Below are 16727 nucleotides of genomic sequence, written 5' to 3'. Positions count from 1 at the left end.
CTTGTCCCCTCATACCGGCCTGTACCGGGAGTGAATGCGGTTATACCGCCGGCCCGATCCGCGACAACAGAGGAAAAGATCCGTTCGAAACCACCCCTACCCTAAAAGCGCCGGGCACGCCCCGCCGCCGCTTGTGCCCGGCCTCGAATCGGTCCAAACTGCGGTATCCAGGCGCGATCCAGGCAATGGACGCCGCCGCGCTTGTGCCAACATCCACCAAAGGACGTAACCATGGATGAACGCTCTCTTCCCGCCGGACAGACAGGCGGGGCAGCCAAGGCCCCTCCGGCCGGAGGTGACGCGGCCCCGATGACAATCATGCCCCATATCTCCCTGAACAACTTCACCGACCTGCTGGTGGATGCCATCTGCGTGGTTGATCCCCAGGGCAATTTTCTGTACGTGAGCGCCGCCGGAGAACAGATTTTCGGTTACCGGCCCGACGAAATGATCGGCAGGAACATGCTCGACTTCATCCATCCCGGCGACAGGGAAAGAACCCTGAACGCCGTGGACGACATTATGGCCGGCCAGCCCAAGCCCCATTTCGAGAATCGCTACCTGCGCAAGAACGGCAGCACCGTCCACATCATGTGGTCCGCCCGCTGGTCGGAGTCGGATAAGATCCGGGTGGCCGTGGCCCGGGACATCACCGAACGAAAACGCGCCGAGTCCCGGCAGGCGGCCATCTACGCCATTGCCGACGCGGCCAACATTCTGGGCGATTTGGACGGGCTGTTCCGGCGCATCCACCAGGTGGTGGACGACCTGCTCTGTGCCAGCAACTTTGCCGTTGCCCTTTACCACGCCGACACCCGGCAACTGGACTTTCCCTACCGGGCCCATCCCGATGGCATGGCGCCCGAGGTGACCGCCCTGATCAGCCGGGTGCTCAAAGAGCGGGTGATAGAGCGCGGCCAGAGCCTGCTGCTGAGCGCCGACGAGCTGCGATCCCAGTTTCACGCGCCCGTAGGCCCGAACATCGCCCATTGGCTCGCCGCCCCGATCCAGTCGAACCACAAGATACTGGGGGCGCTGCTGGTGTTGGGGCCGGCCGAACATGCCTGCTTCAGCGAGCAAGACAGGGAGCTGCTCCAGTTTGTAGCGGTGCAGGTGGCCACGGCGATGGAGCGCAAAAAAAACCTGCTCCGGCTGGAGCACATGGCCCGGTACGATCCGCTGACCGACCTGCCCAATCGCACGCTCTTTCTGGAACACCTGCAAACGGCGTTGAAAAAGGCGCACAGAGCCAACACCAGGCTGGCGGTGTTGTACCTGGATCTCGACAAGTTCAAGCAGGTGAACGACACCCATGGCCACATGGCCGGCGACCGGCTGCTGCAGGAAGTGGCGCGTCGGCTGGCCGCCTGCGTGCGGGAGGCGGATACCGTGGCCCGGCTGGGCGGCGATGAATTCGTGGTGCTGCTGGAAGACATTCAGCAACCCGAAGATGTCGCCCCGGTCACCCGCAAAATTGAGCAGGCCCTGGCGGCCCGCTACGAGCTGGCCGATGCCTCGCTGCATATTTTCCCCAGCATCGGCATGGCCATCTATCCGGACCATGGCAACTCGGAGCTGGAGCTGATGGGTCACGCCGACGGCGCCATGTATAGAACCAAGAAAGGGGCGGCGGCCAACAGCCGGCCGGCAGCGGGCAACTGAAGGCCCACACCCTTACCGTGTATTTCGCCGCGCGCGACCCGCGCATGCCAATGGCGGTGCGGGCCCTGGCGCTGCTGGTGGCCGCCTATGCGCTGAGCCCCATCGATCTGATCCCGGACTTCATCCCGGTGCTCGGCTACCTCGACGATCTGCTGCTGGTGCCGCTGGGCCTGGCCCTGGTGGTGCGGCTCACGCCCCCGGCGGTGCTCGAGGCCGCCCGCGCCCGCGCCCGGCAGGCCGCCGACAAGCCCATCAGCTACACGGCGGCGGCCGTGATCATCCTGCTGTGGCTGGGCGCCCTGTGGCTGGCGGCCCGCTGGGCCATGGCGGCCATGGGCATCTGACCCATGGCCCGCCGTTGCTGGCGGTGGTCGCCATCGTGTTCCAGCCCCTGAGCGGCTACACAGCAATAGCGCTGCCTGATTGGTAAACTAGAGGGTGTCGTAGGGTCGACTTCAGTCGACCGAACCACGGCACCGGTGCGGGATGAGCCCATTGACATGAACCTTGTTACGGAGCTCCGATCGGCCCTGCCGGCAAGGTCGTTGTTTGGCATGACCTTTTTCCATCATAATTACATCACTTGAGCATTGGCTTTCACTTCAAAGAGCAGCGTTATCCCGTGGATAGTTTTATTCAGATGTTCAGCAATCCGGCCCTGATATGGACACTGGGCATTTTCAGCCTGGTGTGCTTTATCGGCTCCTTGATTGTGATCCCCTGGCTGGTGCTGCGGATCCCGGCGGATTACTTTTCCGACGAGTACCGCCACCGGGTGCCTTGGGCCGAGCAGCACCCGGTGATCCGCTGGGTGCTACTGATCCTGAAGAATCTGCTGGGCCTGGTGCTCCTGCTGATGGGCATCGCCATGCTGGTATTACCGGGGCAGGGCTTGCTGACCATACTGATCGCCCTGGTGTTTTTGAACTTTCCGGGCAAGTACCGGCTGGAACGCCGGATTTTTATGATGCCTTCCGTGCGCCATGCCGTGGGCTGGCTGCGCCGCCGGGCCGGACGCCCGCCATTGGTTTTTAAGGATTAGGCAGCAGAGAGCGCGACCTTAACCTTCACCCTTCTGCCCCTTGTTTGCTCCCCCAGCCTTGCGCCGGTTTGTGCCAGCCTGTGCGCCTCTCAAGGGCGGATACGGAGCCGGCTGTTTCCCTGATCACAGTCCCACTACCACCCAAGGCAAAGGGACTATTTTGCATTGCCTTTTGCAGCACTGGCGGTTAACAATAAGAGCCAAACGGGGAAGCAGGGATGCGCTATGCCAAGATCAGCGACGGGCGGTAGCGTGGAAAATTTTAACAACTTATACAGTGTTAATGACAGAAAATACTGTATCTGTCTCGATTACACTCATCGGATGTCTTGTTTTCTCCATCACGATTTATAAAACCCATTTTAGATCATAAGCTTATAATTTAGCCTTGCACGTAAATGCGCCTGATGATGGAGTTATTGAGCCGTCCCGATTCTTACAGCAAGCTGGATACGAAAAACCTATACTTTTCTTTTAATATCAACACATTAGAATCGCTTAGGAAAACTGGACCGATGAGTAAAATCGTGCCAGGTCAATATACAATTGTTATGCAGTCAACAGGAAGGAGCATTGATGGCAATTTTTGACCTATTTTCGAAAAGGCAAAAAGCCCTAAGGGGTGATGTCCCTGATGTTTATACCTACGATGACTTGCCAGATGCTTTGAGGGTGCAGATCGTTCACATTTGGTCAGATGCGCTTGGTAGTGATGAAAATTATTATGACCAATATGGATGTGGCCCTAACGTACAATCGGCTTACAAATTTATCGTAGATACTCTGTGTAGAGAATATGGGATGTTTCAACTCCCTACAGCTGAAAAGCATCGTGGGAGAATGTATTTAACTGAATTAGCCAATTACCTACTGCAAGTTGACGATATTGAAAAGCAGCTAGATATCGTGGAGTTGAGCTTTAGGTACATTGATCGTCTTACACGAAAATATGAATACTTAAATAAACGGAATGCCTCCGAAAGTGTGGATGATGCAATCAATGAACTAAATGCTAGATTCAAGGAGCATGGAATAGGGTTTCAGTTTGTTGAAGGTGAAATTGTTCGAGTAGATTCTGAGTTGCTCCATTCTGAAACTGTAAAACCAGCACTGCGGTTGCTCAATGAGAAAAACTATAAAGGTGCCCAGCAGGAGTTTCTAAGTGCGTACGAGCATTATCGGCATGGTAAGAATAAAGAGGCGCTAAATGATTGTTTAAAATCATTTGAAAGCACCATGAAGGCCATTTGTGATAAACGAAAGTGGCCATATCAGCCCAATGCTACCTCGAAGGTGCTAATCCAGGTGTGTTTTGATAATGGTCTCGTCCCATCTTTTTGGCAGCAGCAGTTAAGTTCATTACGAAGTATGCTGGAAAGTAGTATCCCAACTGGCCGAAACAAGCTAAGCGGCCACGGTCAAGGAACAAACCCAACAACCGTGCCCGATTATCTGGTTGCATATATGCTGCATATGACAGCGTCAACGTTGGTATTTTTAACCACAGCCGAGAAGAATCTTGCATAATCGGGTAGCCGAGGGTTTCTAACCCTCAGCCCCCACAACACCCTGCATGCGGGTCCGCACAGGGCGTTTCACTTGGAATGGTGAAGCTTGATCCATCCATCACGCAACGCATATAAACCCTGGGATTTCAGGTAGGCGTTGTTCAGCGCTTCCTGTATTCCCGGTGTCTTTGAGCTGCGCCATGGGCCTTTGCTGGTGATGCCACACGCCACTGCCGACTGTACGCGTACGCCGAGTTTCATCAGTTGCCGTACCTTGGTGCGTGGCTTGCGCCACTGACGCCAGTACGCCATCCGTACCCGACGCCGGATCCAGTTATCCAGATCGACGCAGAGCTGATAGCAGTTGGCGATGCCAAAATAGTTTATCCAGCCCCGCAGGTACTGGCTGACTTTGAACAACCGATAACGCATCGATACGCCCCAGTTGCGGTTCGTTAACCGTCGAACCTGCTGCTTGAACTTCAGCAGGGTTTTTGGGTGCCACTGAATGCGTCCGGCCCGGAAGGTAAACCCCAGGAACTGGCTTTCAGTGGTGTTAACGACACGGCTTTTGGTTGGGTTGACCACCAGTTTCAAACGGTGTTGCAGGAAGTGGCCGATGCTGCGCAGCACCCGCTCGCCGGCACGCCGACTCTTCACCAGAATGGTAAAGTCGTCGGCATAGCGGGCGAACCGGTGGCCGCGTTTCTCCAGCTCTTTGTCCAGCGGATCGAGCATGATGTTGGCCAGCAGGGGAGACAGTGGTCCACCCTGTGGCACCCCTTCTCGGCTCTCGTGATGGCGCTGGTTGTCGACAACCCCGGCTCGCAGGTAGCGGCCAATCAGATCCAGTAAACGTTTATCCTGGATCTTGCGGCCAAGACAGCACATCAGTAGGTCGTGATTGACCCGGTCGAAGAACTTTGACAGGTCAACATCCACGGCGAAGCGCCGTCCTTCCTTGATGATGCCCTGCACCTGCTTCACCGCCTGCTGCCCATTGCGACCCGGACGGAATCCAAAGCTGTGCTCCGAGAAGCCGGGATCGAAAATGGGCGTGAGGATCTGGGCGATGGCCTGCTGGATCACGCGGTCGATAACGGTGGGGATCCCCAGTTGGCGTTTGCCGCCATCCGGTTTGTCGATCTCCACCCGCCGTACCGGAGACGGCCGATACCGACCGGTTTCCAGTTCGGTGACCACGCTTTTCCAGTGACCGGATTTGGCCCAGGCGGGGAACGCCTCGATGGTCATGCCATCGATACCCGGCGCGGCTCGCAGCTTTGCGCTCGGGCTTCCTTCAGACCCCGCCTCGCGGCAGAGCCCTTGCCTTCGGCTAGTAGTTATCGTTCAATGGATGAAAGTGAAGGAAATCAACCACTCACAGGGAACAGTATGATCAGCACAGCTCTCCATCGACGTTGGTTCTCCTACAGGGGACTTTCACCCCATCAGTTCATGCCCATGCCGGGCGTACACAAGTTGCTGCACGCGGAAAAATTACTCGCTGCGCTCGCTATTTTCCGGTGAGCAAGGCGTTAAACGTCAAAAAACGATACAGGAGATTCAGGATGATTAACCGTTCTTTCCTTTTAGAAAAAGCTCATGACGTGAGCGTAGTAGAAAATGAATCTTGGTTTTATGATAATCAGGCTGATATTAATACCATTCCTGTAAACGGAAAAAGTACGCCAGTATGCATGTCTTCTGCAATGGTTACCGGCTCGAAAACCGAGGCGGCACCCGGTGATGATGATCCAGATCCTGATGTAGAATTTATGTACTAATATTCAGGGGAAAATTTATGAGTCTCCTAAATCAATCATTTCTCCTGTCAAGATCTGTTTCCTTGCTTCCAGAGATGGATATGGGGCGTTCTTATGATAAGGAACTAGATCTTAATTATTATTCTGTAGATGGCAAAGATATTCCAGCAGTGCTACTAAGTGGCAGCTTGACTACTCAATCTAAGACATTTGCCGCCCCAGGCGACGATGATCCTGACAGAGAGGCAGAAAGTTGCTATTAATCGTATCGAATAAAACTGACCTTGCCACTGATTACTTGATTGTTCGCCTGCATGAGAGAGGTATTCCATTTTTAAGAATAAATACCGAAGACTATCTATTGTCGTGGGATGTATGCTTTTCAATAAAGGAAAGTGCGACTCATGTAGAGATAAGAAAAGATGGTCAAGAATCACTGCCGGTGGAATGTTTTACAGGAGCTTATATCCGGCAACCTAAAATACCTGATTTAAATATAGCTGATGGTGATAAGGAGTTTGCGAAGAGAGAGGTAGGAGAGACACTAAAGTCTATATGGCGAGCAATAGACGATAGTATTTGGCTAAATGCACCGCGCAGACTTTTGCTGGCTAGTAACAAGCCAGAGCAGCTCACTATAGCCAATTCCATTGGTTTTAAGGTTCCTGATACCTATGTGGGAGCCAACTACGAAAGCATTAAAAAATTCTACCAAGCACATTCAGGCAAAATAATTGCAAAAGCAGTTAAGCATGGATTTGATTTTGATGGGTATAAAGCGCGAGTTGCGGCAACTCAGAAGATAGATGAAGCGTCATTGGCTAGCATTAAGTGCTACGCTACTATACCAATGATTTTTCAAAATCATATAGAAAAAGAGTATGACATAAGGGTTATAGTTGTCGGTAGCGATGTCTTTGCTACGGCAATTGAATCTCAAGACCATGAAGAAACAAAGACCGATTGGCGACTATCTGATTGTTACAAAATACCGTTGAAGCAGTATAAAATTAATTTGCCACAAAAAATTGTAAGTTTGTGTTTGGAAATGACTGAGAAGTTCAATTTAAGGTACTCGGCTATTGATCTGGTCCTTGGGAAGGATGGCGCTTATTATTTTCTGGAGTTAAATCCAAATGGCCAGTGGGCTTGGGTTGAGCAGCTGGGAATACATAATATTAGAGATAGTATTATTGATGCGTTGGTCGTTAATAAAGGTCGCATGTGAATGAAGTCAATAAGCACTATAAGAGAAATGCTGTCATCTGACGATATTAATGTTGTTCGGAAGTGCCAAGAATTTGTGGATGAGAGGGCAAGCTTAGAGCGTATTCGTGGTGAATCTGCAGAGCGAAGAGCAAATATTATATTAAGTACTCTCGGCGCCTCTTCGGCATTCTTGGTTTTTATGGCTTCTAATCTTTTAGGTGATCCGGAGAAGGTCGGATGGATCGCTATTATACTGTATGCGGCTGCTGCATTGTGGGTCTCTAGATCAGTTTGGTATTGCATAAAAAGTATACGCACCCAAAGTCGCTACAGGTTAACAGAGGAAAGTGTGTTTGAGGTTCAGGATAAAAATGAGATTGATGCCATTAAGGATTTTCTAAGCGGCAAAATATGGGAGCTTCAGTGCTCAGTTCAGCCAAACACTGAGCGGCTTTTTTATGTTCAAAGAGCACAGCGGGCCTTAATAGTCTTTGTAGGTATTCTTTTACTTCTTGGTGTGGTGGTGATTGTCCGAAATTACTTATCCATTCAGCCTGGCCCTTGTGTTTTATTTTTTGTTTCAGCGCTTGGTGTCATTTTTTGGTTCTTTGGAGACTATTTTATTGAGAAAAGTGGAATATGGAATCATGGAAAATAGGTTTGCCATTGCAACGTTTAACAAAGCATTGCAGCGGACAAGCCGCTGAATGCGACGTTAAGCATCAAAGCGAACATGTGCGATGAATAGAGAAAAATTTGAAAATGAGTTAAAAATCCAACTATCAAGTAATAGCGTTGATATTTCATTTTTAAGAAGATGGTTTGATAAAACTCTGGAAAGTCTGCGATCTATTTCTGAACAACGGTCGGAGATTTCTCATCCTCGCCATAGAGGCGATGCTAGAGAAATAGATATACAAGGTGTTTTTGAGAAAATATTTCCTGACGCACTTCCCCTTAGAAAAGGGTTCGTTCTGAATAGTCATACGACAGTGAGTCGAGAGCAAGACATAATAGTAACCAGCGGTGATACTGCTGGAACCTTGATTCAAGCGGGAGAAGTATCATATTTCCCCATTGAGTCTTGCTTGGCATCAATTGAAGTCAAATCAAACTTAACCTTGCCAGAAATTAGAAAAAGTATAATAAGCTGCGTAAGTGTTAAGAAACTCTTATATGGCGATGGATTCTCAAATGAGAGAGCGGATGAACAAAAAGATGAATTTTGTTATGCCATATTTTCCTATGGATATTCCAAAAGCCTTTCTCATGCAGCAGAGCAATTTAACACTTTGTTGAGTGATGTGCCTTTCCATCTTCGGCCAAATTTAATCTATATTTTGGGGAAAGGCCTGCTTATACCTGGTCACGAGGCAGGCCTAGAGCTGAAATATGAGCAAATGTTCTATCAAGGAGAGTTCCGTGCTTTGCCAAGTCTTGGGACCGCGTTCATCAAAAAAACGGAATCCTACGCATTCCTCTGGTATGTCACCAGTATTATTGATCACTGTTTAAATGAAAAGTCTAATAGGAAACCACCTTCGTATCTCTCATACATCGTTAACCCTATTTGTTTTCAAAGCTTATTCGAACGGAAGATCAAGGAAGAAAATCATGAACAATATCAAAGCATAATCAAGAATCTGACTGAATCCGGAGAAATATAAATGCTTAATCGGGTAGCCGAGGGTTTCTAACCCTCAGCCCCCACAACACCCTGCATGCGGGTCCGCACAGGGCGTTTCACTTAGAATGGTGAAGCTTGATCCATCCATCACGCAACGCATATAAACCCTGGGCTTTCAGGTAGGCGTTGTTCAGCGCTTTCTATATTTCCGGTGTCTTTGAGCTGCGCCATCGGCCCTGGGCAGCTCTTGTTTTTTGCTCCGAACTCTCGTCAAAGAAGCAAAAGGAAGGACCTACCCCCTTACCATACTTACCCATACCGGCATTATTAACAAAAAGTAGATTAGGGGGTTGACTTTGATTCCCTACATCACCAAATATTACTGTCTCAACATGACCTTCACTTTGGGGAAAACGATGGCAACAACAATTTATGCGATGTACAACAACAAAGGCGGCGTTGGTAAAACAACACTTGGATTTAACTTGGCCGCTGAGTATGCAGCTCGTCATCCCAAAACCCAAGTGCTAGTGATCGACTTATGCCCGCAGGCAAATATCTCTCAATATCTACTAGGTGGAGGAGACAAGGGGTACGCTCGAAACCAGCAACTACAATCCAAAAGAACACGTAGCAACGTAGTTGGTTTTTTAGACTGGTTGCTTGCAGGAAATTCAGGATTTACTAGTATACCTCAGTCGTTCAAAACTAGAGTTCATACTTTCAACGATGTGATCAGTGATAATTTATTCTTAATTGCAGGAGATTCGTTTCTTGAATCGCTGGCTCTGTCATTAAACTATGCCGTGATTAACCCTGCAAACAGGCAGGCATGGCAGCAGTACATGACTGCATTTCGTCGGCTTTGCGATCTTGAACATGAAGCCGACTATGAAGATCTCGTAGTTTTCATTGATTGTAATCCGAGCTTCTCAATATACACTCAAATGGCTCTTGTTTCATCAGACAAGCTTATCATTCCAATGATGGCGGACTACTCTTCTTTGGAAGGTTTGAAGGGTATTATGACTCTTCTGTATGCACATTATCCAACCGCAGCCGCACAAACTTACGCTGAGAAATTTATAACGTTCCATTCTCAAGTTTCTGAAAATAAGTTGTCTCTTCCTCAGATGGAACGATTTGTTTTTAACAATTACACAACTAACAATGGTGTTGCAACTGCATATGATGCAATCAAAGATGCTTTGTGTGATTTTGCATACAAGCAATTTGTCAAACATCCCAACCTGTTTTCGTCACCAGTTAATCCAGTTAACAATGTGGATGACTGGAAGGTGTTGTATTTATCTGAAGTGAAAGACTTCCATACCTCAGGAAAAGTCTCGGCAACACTAGGTATCCCTTTGTTGAATTTACCTGCACAGACGCATTACACAATGCCAAACGGGGAAATTGTACAGGTTGTAAGGGCGCGTTACGAAGAGGCTCGGAGTCACATTGATGACTTGGTTAATTGGTTCTAACCATCAGTAATCTTGGTTATCTACGTAGGGGCGCAGCCCCTTTTTCATGGTTCTTTCAACAAAAACACAGGTCCTGAGGTCCTGGGCTCTGGTCTTGCTTTTGACTATACCCCCCAGCCCCGGATCCTTTATCCAGCGGGCATAACCTGAGTTCTCGATATGTATATCGGCTATCTATCAAAGCAAACCGGTGCATCGCGCAAGGCGATTTATCTCTATGAAGAAATGGGTCTTATCCCGACTCCCCTGCGCAAAGGCAAGTATCGTGTCTATGCGCCGGAGGTCGTCGAGATCGTCAAGACCATCAAGTGCGCGCAGTCGCTTGGCTTCAAATTGAAGGAGCTGGCTGAAATACTTCAGAGCACCTCCGCCCGGCAGTGGCCGAACCTCGAGGGCATTGCCGAACAGCTCGATTGGAAACGACGCGCCCTGCAAGAGCAGATAGATTCCGCAACAACACAGATCAGACTGTTGGACGAACTCCGGCAACGCCTGGCGGAGTCGCCTTCTGTATGGGAATGCGAAAAAAGCCGTTGACTCTTCCCCTAGGGGCAAGCCCTAGACTGCTGTCTCTACCAGATAAGGAGCCAGCATGAACAAACGTATTCTCGTCATCCTCGGACATCCCTTGGAAGATAGCCTTTGCGGTGCCCTCGCCCAGGCCTACTCCAAGGGTGCCGAGGTATCGGGCCACGAAGTCAGAACCCTCTCCCTGGGCAAACTGGTATTCGACCCTATCCTCCGCGACGGCTACGCGAAAATCCAGGAGCTGGAGCCCGATCTGCTGGCGGCTCAGGAAGCGATGTCCTGGGCGCAACATATCGTCTTCGTCTACCCGATCTGGTGGGGTTCAATACCCGCCCTGCTGAAGGGCTTCTTCGACCGCATCTTCCTGCCGGGATTCGCATTCAAGTTCCGCGAGGGCTCGCTGATGGTGGATGGCCTGCTGGCCGGCCGCTCGGCGCACCTTCTGGTCGCCATGGACACGCCCCCCTGGTATTACCGATGGATATACCGGATGCCGGGGCACAACCAGATGAAGCGCACTATTCTCGAGTTCTGCGGCATCAAGCCCGTTGCTGTTACAAGTTTCGGCCCGGTGAAAGATTCAAGGCCCAAGGTGCGGGAGCAATGGTTATCCAGGGCCTTTACCTATGGTTCGAATGCCTAACCCATCATCCCACCCAACTCCCCCTCACTTCATCCCCAATCGTTTCGCCAGTTTATGCAGGTTGCTGGGGTCTATTTCCAGCAGGCGGGCGGCGGCGGCCCAGTTATGGTTGCTGGCGTTTAGCGCCTGTTCTATGGCCTGGCGCTGGGCGTGGTTGGTCGCGTCCTGCAGGCTGGCCGGGGGCCGGGTCGGCGCCTGGCCGGCCGGGGCCGCCGCTGGCGTGGTGGCGTTGTTCTCCGGCCGGTGCAGGTCGCCGGAAAGGTCCAGCAGCTCCGGCTCCAGGGTGATGATGTCTTCCCGCGCCGCACCCCGGCCCAGGGCCTTGATGGCGGCGCGGCTTATTACATGCTCCAGCTCGCGCACGTTGCCGGGCCAGCCGTACTGGCACAGGGCCTGCTCGGCGGCGGGGGAAAGCCGCAAACTGCGCACCCCCAGTCGGCCCCGGTTCAGCTCCAGGAAGTGGCCGGCCAGCACCAGCACGTCACTGCCCCGCTCGCGCAGCGGCGGTATCGGCACCGGATACACCGACAGCCGGTGATACAGGTCGGCACGAAAGTGGCCGTCGCGCACGCTGTCGTGCAGCTGGCGGTTGGTGGCGGCAATCACCCGCACGTTCACCTTGCGCGGGGCGTCCTCCCCCAGCCGCTGGATCTCGCCGTTCTGCAGGGTGCGCAGCAGCTTGGCCTGAATGCCGAGCGGCAGCTCGCCCACCTCGTCCAGGAATAAGGTGCCGCCGTCGGCGGCCTCGAACCGGCCGGGCCGGGCGTTGCCGGCGCCGGAAAAGGCACCCTTTACATGGCCGAACAGCTCGCTCTCGGCCAATGATTCGGGCAGGGCGGCGCAGTTCACCTGCACCAGCGGCCGGTCGCGCCGGCGGGATTTCTGGTGCAGCCGGCGAGCGAACAAGTCCTTGCCCACCCCGGTTTCGCCGGTCAGCAGCACCGGCAGCTCCGAGTCCGCCACCAGATCCAGCTCCTGCAGCAGCCGCTTCAACTGGCTGCTCTGGCCCAGTATCTCCCCTTCCATCCGCTCGCTCTGCAACGCCGGGGCGTCTTGCCGCGCCAGCCGCAGGCCGCGGATGTCCTGCTCCAGCCGGGTCACCCGCACCGCCGCCTCCACCGTCAGCGCCAGCCGCTGTAACTGCTCGCGGGCATCCCGGTCGAAGGTGCCCGCCTCCAGGGCGTCCAGGGTCAGGGCGCCCCATAAATCCCCTTCCAGATACAGGCTGATGCCCATGCAGTCGTGCACCGGCAGCGCCTCGCCCACATGGTGCTCCAGCAGGCCGTCGTAAGGGTCCGGCAGGGTCGAGTCGGGCGGAAAGGCCACGGTGCCGCGGCTGGCGAGAATGGCCGCCAGCCGCGGATGCTGGGCCACCACAAAGCGCCGGCCCAGGGCCTCGCGTACCAGGCCCTCCACCGCCACCGGGCTCAGCACCTCCTCCTGCAGCTTGAGCAGGCACACGGCGCCGCAGCGAAAGTGTTCGCGCAGGGTGCGCACCAGGCTTTGCAGCCGTACCGCGCTGGGCAGTTCGGTGGTGAGGTCGGCGAGCAGGATGTCGTAGAGCATGGGTATTTTTTACCTTAACAGGGTTTTATTTACCCTAATTGAACAGGGTATTTTTTACCATCAAAATATTAATTACTTAAAAATCAATAAATTAAAAACTGGCACAGGCATTGCTAAATAGGTAGCCATAATACCTCAATCAAGGAGCAATACCATGAGCCTGCTTGACCATTCCCTCGGCTCACTGGCCAGGGACATCCCCGGCGCCACCCGCGTCTTTCACCAGTACCGGCTGGACTTTTGCTGCGGCGGCCACACCCTGCTGCGCGACGCCCTGGCCGAGCGCGGCCTGAACGCCGCCGAGCTGCTGGCCCGGCTGGAGGCGCTGCCGGCGCACCAGGCCGGCGAGTGCAACTGGGCCGAGGCCGACACCGATGCGCTGATCGACCACATCCTGGCCCGCTACCATGATGTGCACCGGGAGCAGTTGGTGGAGCTGCTGCGTCTGGCCCGCCGGGTGGAAGCGGTGCACGGCGACAGCCCCGACTGCCCCAACGGCCTGGCCGATCATCTGGACGCCATGCGCCAGGAGCTGGAAAGCCACATGCAGAAGGAAGAACAAATCCTGTTCCCCATGCTGCGCCGGGGCCTGTTCGATCCGGCCCGCGGCCCCATCAGCGTGATGCGCATGGAGCACGACGACCACGGCCAGGCCCTGGCCCGGCTGCTGGCGCTGACCAAGGATCTCAGCCTGCCGGCGGAGGCCTGCAATACCTGGGAGGCGCTCTACACCGGCCTGGAAGAGCTGCACACCGATTTAATGCAACACATCCATCTGGAAAACAACATCCTGTTCCAACCATCCCCGCGCCAGGAGGTGCACCATGGCTAACTATCGTCGCCTGTGGACGATACTGCTCGTCGTTCTCGGCTTTACCTTCGCCATTCTCGGCTATTTCGGCCGCGAAGTTTACCGGGTGGCGCCGCCCATCCCCGCCCAGGTGGTCACCGAGAGCGGCACCCTGCTCACCACCAAGGACGGCATTCTCGACGGCCAGACCGCCTGGCAATCGGTGGGCGGCATGCAGCTCGGCTCCATCTGGGGGCATGGCGCCTACCAGGCGCCGGACTGGACCGCCGACTGGCTGCACCGGGAGCTGGAAGCCTGGCTGGAACTGGCCGCGCAAGACGAGTTCGGCACCGCCTTCCATAACCTGGAAGACGAACAGCAGGCGCTGTTGCAGCACCGGCTGAAGCGGGAATACCGGTTCAACAGCTACGATGCCGAGGCCGACGTGCTGGTGGTGTCCAACCGCCGGGCCGCCGCCATGGCCGACACCGCCGCCTATTACGACAAGCTGTTCAGTGACGATCCGGCCCTGCGTGGCACCCGCCAGAGCTTCGCCATGAAGGAGAACACCCTGCCCAGCAGCCAGCGCCGGGCGGACATGAACAACTTCTTCTTCTGGACCGCCTGGGCCGCCGCCACCGAACGCCCCGGCAGCGAGGCCACCTACACCAACAACTGGCCCCACGAGCCGCTGATCGACAACAAGCCCACCGCCGAGAACATCATCTGGTCCATCGTCAGCGTGGTGCTGCTGATCGCCGGCGTGGGCGGGCTGATCTGGGCCTGGGCCTTCCTGCGCAAGGAAGAGGAGCACGAGCCGGCCGCCCCGGCCCGGGATCCGCTCACCAGCTTCAAGCTCACCCCCTCGCAAAAATCCCTGGGCAAATACGTGTTCCTGGTGGTGGCCCTGTTCACCTTCCAGGTGCTGATGGGCGGCCTCACCGCGCACTACACGGTGGAAGGCCAGCATTTCTACGGTTTCGAGCTGTCCAAGTGGCTGCCCTACACCCTGGTGCGTACCTGGCACCTGCAAAGCGCCCTGTTCTGGATTGCCACCGGTTTCCTCGCCGCCGGCCTGTTCCTGGCGCCGATGATCAACGGCGGCAAAGACCCCAAGTTCCAGAAACTGGGGGTAGACGTGCTGTTTTGGGCCCTGGTCGCGGTGGTGGCGGGCAGCTTTATCGGCAACTACCTGGCTATCGCCCAGATCATGCCCGCCAACCTCAACTTCTGGCTGGGTCACCAGGGCTATGAATACGTGGATCTGGGCCGCCTGTGGCAGATCGGCAAGTTCGTGGGCATAGTGCTGTGGCTGGTGCTGATGCTGCGCGGCATAGTGCCCGCCCTGCGCCAGCCCGGCGACAAGCACCTGCTGGCCCTGCTTACCGCCTCTTGCGCCGCCATCGGCCTGTTCTACGGCGCCGGCTTCTTCTACGGCGAGCGCACCCATATCTCCGTCATGGAATACTGGCGCTGGTGGATAGTGCACCTGTGGGTGGAAGGCTTCTTCGAGGTGTTCGCCACCACCGCCCTGGCCTTTATCTTCTGCAGCATGGGCCTGGTGTCCAAGAAAATGGCCACCACCGCCAGCCTGGCCTCGGCCTCGCTGTTTATGCTGGGCGGCATTCCCGGCACCTTCCACCACCTGTACTTCTCCGGTACCACCACCCCCATCATGGCGGTAGGCGCCACCTTCAGCGCCCTGGAAGTGGTGCCGCTGGTGGTGCTGGGTTACGAGGCCTGGGAAAACTGGCGCCTCAAGCACCGCGCCCCCTGGATGGAAAACGTGAAGTGGCCGCTGACCTTCTTCGTGGCGGTGGCCTTCTGGAACATGCTCGGCGCCGGCGTACTGGGCTTTATGATCAACCCGCCCATCGCGCTCTACTATATCCAGGGCCTGAACACCACGCCCACCCACGCCCACGCGGCGCTGTTCGGGGTGTACGGCTTCCTGGCCCTGGGCTTCGCCCTGCTGGTGCTGCGCTATATCCGCCCCAACCTGGTGTTCAACGAGTCGCTGATGAAAACCGCCTTCTGGTGGCTGAACGGCGGCCTGGTGCTGATGCTGTTCACCAGTGTGCTGCCGGTGGGCATCATCCAGTTCGTGGCCAGCGCCAGCGAAGGCCTGTGGTACGCCCGCAGCGAGAGCTTTATGCAGCAGGGCCTGCTGCAAACCCTGCGCTGGGTGCGCACCTTCGGTGACATCGTGTTTATCATCGGCGCCCTGGCGGTCAGCTGGCAGGTGGTCATCGGCCTCTGGCCGCGCAAGGCCGAAGCCGAAGGCGTGACCGAGCTGGCCAAGTAAACGGAGGCGTCGACCGACGTCGCCCCTGTAACAGGCATAAGCCTCAAAACCAAGCCCCGGCGCCAATGGCGCCGGGGCTTTTTATTGCGGGCGGGGCTTGTAGGGTCGAATTTATTCGACCAACCCCCGGAGCCGTTGGTGGATTGGTCCACTAAAGTGGACCCTACATCAGACCAAACCACGGCGCCGGTGGCGGTGGCGGTGGCGGTGGCGGGATGGTCCATTGATATGGATCTACGGCGGGGCTTGTAGGGTCGAATTTATTCGACCGAACACGGCGCCGTTGGTGGATTGGTCCACTGAAGTGGACCCTACATCAGACCAAACCACGGAGCCGGTGGCGGAATGGTCCATTGATATGGATCTACGGCGGGGCTTGTAGGGTCGAATTTATTCGACCGAACACGGCGCCGTTGGTGGATTGGTCCACTGAAGTGGACCCTACAACGGACCAAACCCCGGCGGCGGTGGCGGGATGGTCCACTAAAGTGGACCCTTGTATGTTGAAGCGAGATGAACTGATAGAGTTAAAAACAGTTACCGGGGAGGCCGTTGGACCCTGGAGGCAGCATTCGCTGACCTCGCACGTAGAGT

General features: G+C 54.9%; 15 protein-coding genes. 13 read left to right on the top strand and 2 right to left on the bottom strand.

Annotated features, from left to right (window positions below):
* The first annotated feature begins 309 nt into the window (after window positions 1-309).
* The 4 genes from JKV55_RS06355 (at window position 310) to JKV55_RS06340 (ending at window position 4231) form a co-directional block, all read left to right on the top strand.
* Entirely contained in the window at window positions 310-1662 is a 1353-nt protein-coding gene (locus tag JKV55_RS06355) for a diguanylate cyclase domain-containing protein (protein ID WP_202083356.1), read from the top strand.
* A gap of 44 nt (window positions 1663-1706) precedes the next feature.
* Window positions 1707-2006, top strand: coding sequence for a DUF1232 domain-containing protein (locus JKV55_RS06350; RefSeq protein ID WP_202083347.1), 300 nt, complete (start codon window positions 1707-1709; stop codon window positions 2004-2006).
* Between the two features lie 278 nt (window positions 2007-2284).
* Window positions 2285-2704, top strand: coding sequence for a PGPGW domain-containing protein (locus JKV55_RS06345; protein ID WP_202083345.1), 420 nt, complete (start codon window positions 2285-2287; stop codon window positions 2702-2704).
* A 576-nt stretch (window positions 2705-3280) separates the two neighbouring features.
* A complete protein-coding gene (locus JKV55_RS06340) occupies window positions 3281-4231 on the top strand; it encodes an abortive infection family protein (RefSeq protein ID WP_202083343.1) in 951 nt (316 codons plus the stop codon).
* Window positions 4232-4299: 68 nt separating this feature from the next.
* Here the strand turns inward: JKV55_RS06340 and ltrA are convergent, their stop codons facing one another.
* Window positions 4300-5493, bottom strand: a complete 1194-nt coding sequence (gene ltrA / locus JKV55_RS06335; RefSeq protein WP_255511246.1) for a group II intron reverse transcriptase/maturase — start codon at window positions 5491-5493, stop codon at window positions 4300-4302.
* A 290-nt stretch (window positions 5494-5783) separates the two neighbouring features.
* Between ltrA and JKV55_RS06330 the strand changes: the two genes are divergently transcribed.
* From JKV55_RS06330 to JKV55_RS06300, 7 genes are all read left to right on the top strand, one after another.
* Entirely contained in the window at window positions 5784-5999 is a 216-nt protein-coding gene (locus tag JKV55_RS06330) for a hypothetical protein (RefSeq protein WP_202083340.1), read from the top strand.
* A gap of 232 nt (window positions 6000-6231) precedes the next feature.
* Window positions 6232-7206: an MvdC/MvdD family ATP grasp protein gene (locus JKV55_RS06325; protein ID WP_202083338.1), complete on the top strand. Its 975-nt coding sequence runs from the start codon at window positions 6232-6234 to the stop codon at window positions 7204-7206.
* The gene (locus JKV55_RS06320) at window positions 7207-7845 is read left to right on the top strand and encodes a hypothetical protein (protein WP_202083336.1); all 639 of its coding nucleotides are present in this window, start codon (window positions 7207-7209) and stop codon (window positions 7843-7845) included. It begins immediately after the preceding gene.
* A gap of 82 nt (window positions 7846-7927) precedes the next feature.
* Window positions 7928-8854 (top strand): DUF6602 domain-containing protein, encoded by a 927-nt coding sequence (locus JKV55_RS06315; RefSeq protein WP_202083334.1) that lies wholly within the window; start codon window positions 7928-7930, stop codon window positions 8852-8854.
* Window positions 8855-9230: 376 nt separating this feature from the next.
* Window positions 9231-10301 carry a ParA family protein gene (locus JKV55_RS06310; protein ID WP_202083332.1) on the top strand — a complete coding sequence of 357 codons (1071 nt, stop codon included), beginning with the start codon at window positions 9231-9233 and terminating at the stop codon, window positions 10299-10301.
* A 159-nt stretch (window positions 10302-10460) separates the two neighbouring features.
* On the top strand, window positions 10461-10838 hold the full coding sequence (locus JKV55_RS06305) for a MerR family transcriptional regulator (RefSeq protein ID WP_202083330.1): 378 nt from the start codon (window positions 10461-10463) through the stop codon (window positions 10836-10838).
* A gap of 55 nt (window positions 10839-10893) precedes the next feature.
* On the top strand, window positions 10894-11472 hold the full coding sequence (locus JKV55_RS06300; RefSeq protein ID WP_202083329.1) for an NAD(P)H-dependent oxidoreductase: 579 nt from the start codon (window positions 10894-10896) through the stop codon (window positions 11470-11472).
* 24 nt (window positions 11473-11496) lie between these two features.
* On the opposite strand, the gene norR is transcribed toward JKV55_RS06300, so the two are convergent.
* A complete protein-coding gene (gene norR, locus JKV55_RS06295; RefSeq protein WP_202083327.1) occupies window positions 11497-13038 on the bottom strand; it encodes a nitric oxide reductase transcriptional regulator NorR in 1542 nt (513 codons plus the stop codon).
* A gap of 154 nt (window positions 13039-13192) precedes the next feature.
* Here norR and ytfE point away from each other — a divergent pair, with 154 nt between their 5' ends.
* Complete coding sequence (gene ytfE, locus JKV55_RS06290; RefSeq protein ID WP_202083325.1) at window positions 13193-13870, top strand: iron-sulfur cluster repair protein YtfE; 678 nt, start codon at window positions 13193-13195, stop codon at window positions 13868-13870.
* Entirely contained in the window at window positions 13863-16133 is a 2271-nt protein-coding gene (locus tag JKV55_RS06285; protein ID WP_202083323.1) for a nitric-oxide reductase large subunit, read from the top strand. The genes ytfE and JKV55_RS06285 overlap by 8 nt, the downstream gene beginning before the upstream one ends.
* The last annotated feature ends 594 nt before the right edge of the window (window positions 16134-16727 follow it).

Origin of the sequence: Zobellella iuensis (genome assembly GCF_016746085.1) — a bacterium.
GTDB classification, from domain to species: Bacteria; Pseudomonadota; Gammaproteobacteria; order Enterobacterales; family Aeromonadaceae; genus Oceanimonas; species Oceanimonas iuensis.
This window is presented reverse-complemented; position numbering and strand designations above follow the sequence as displayed.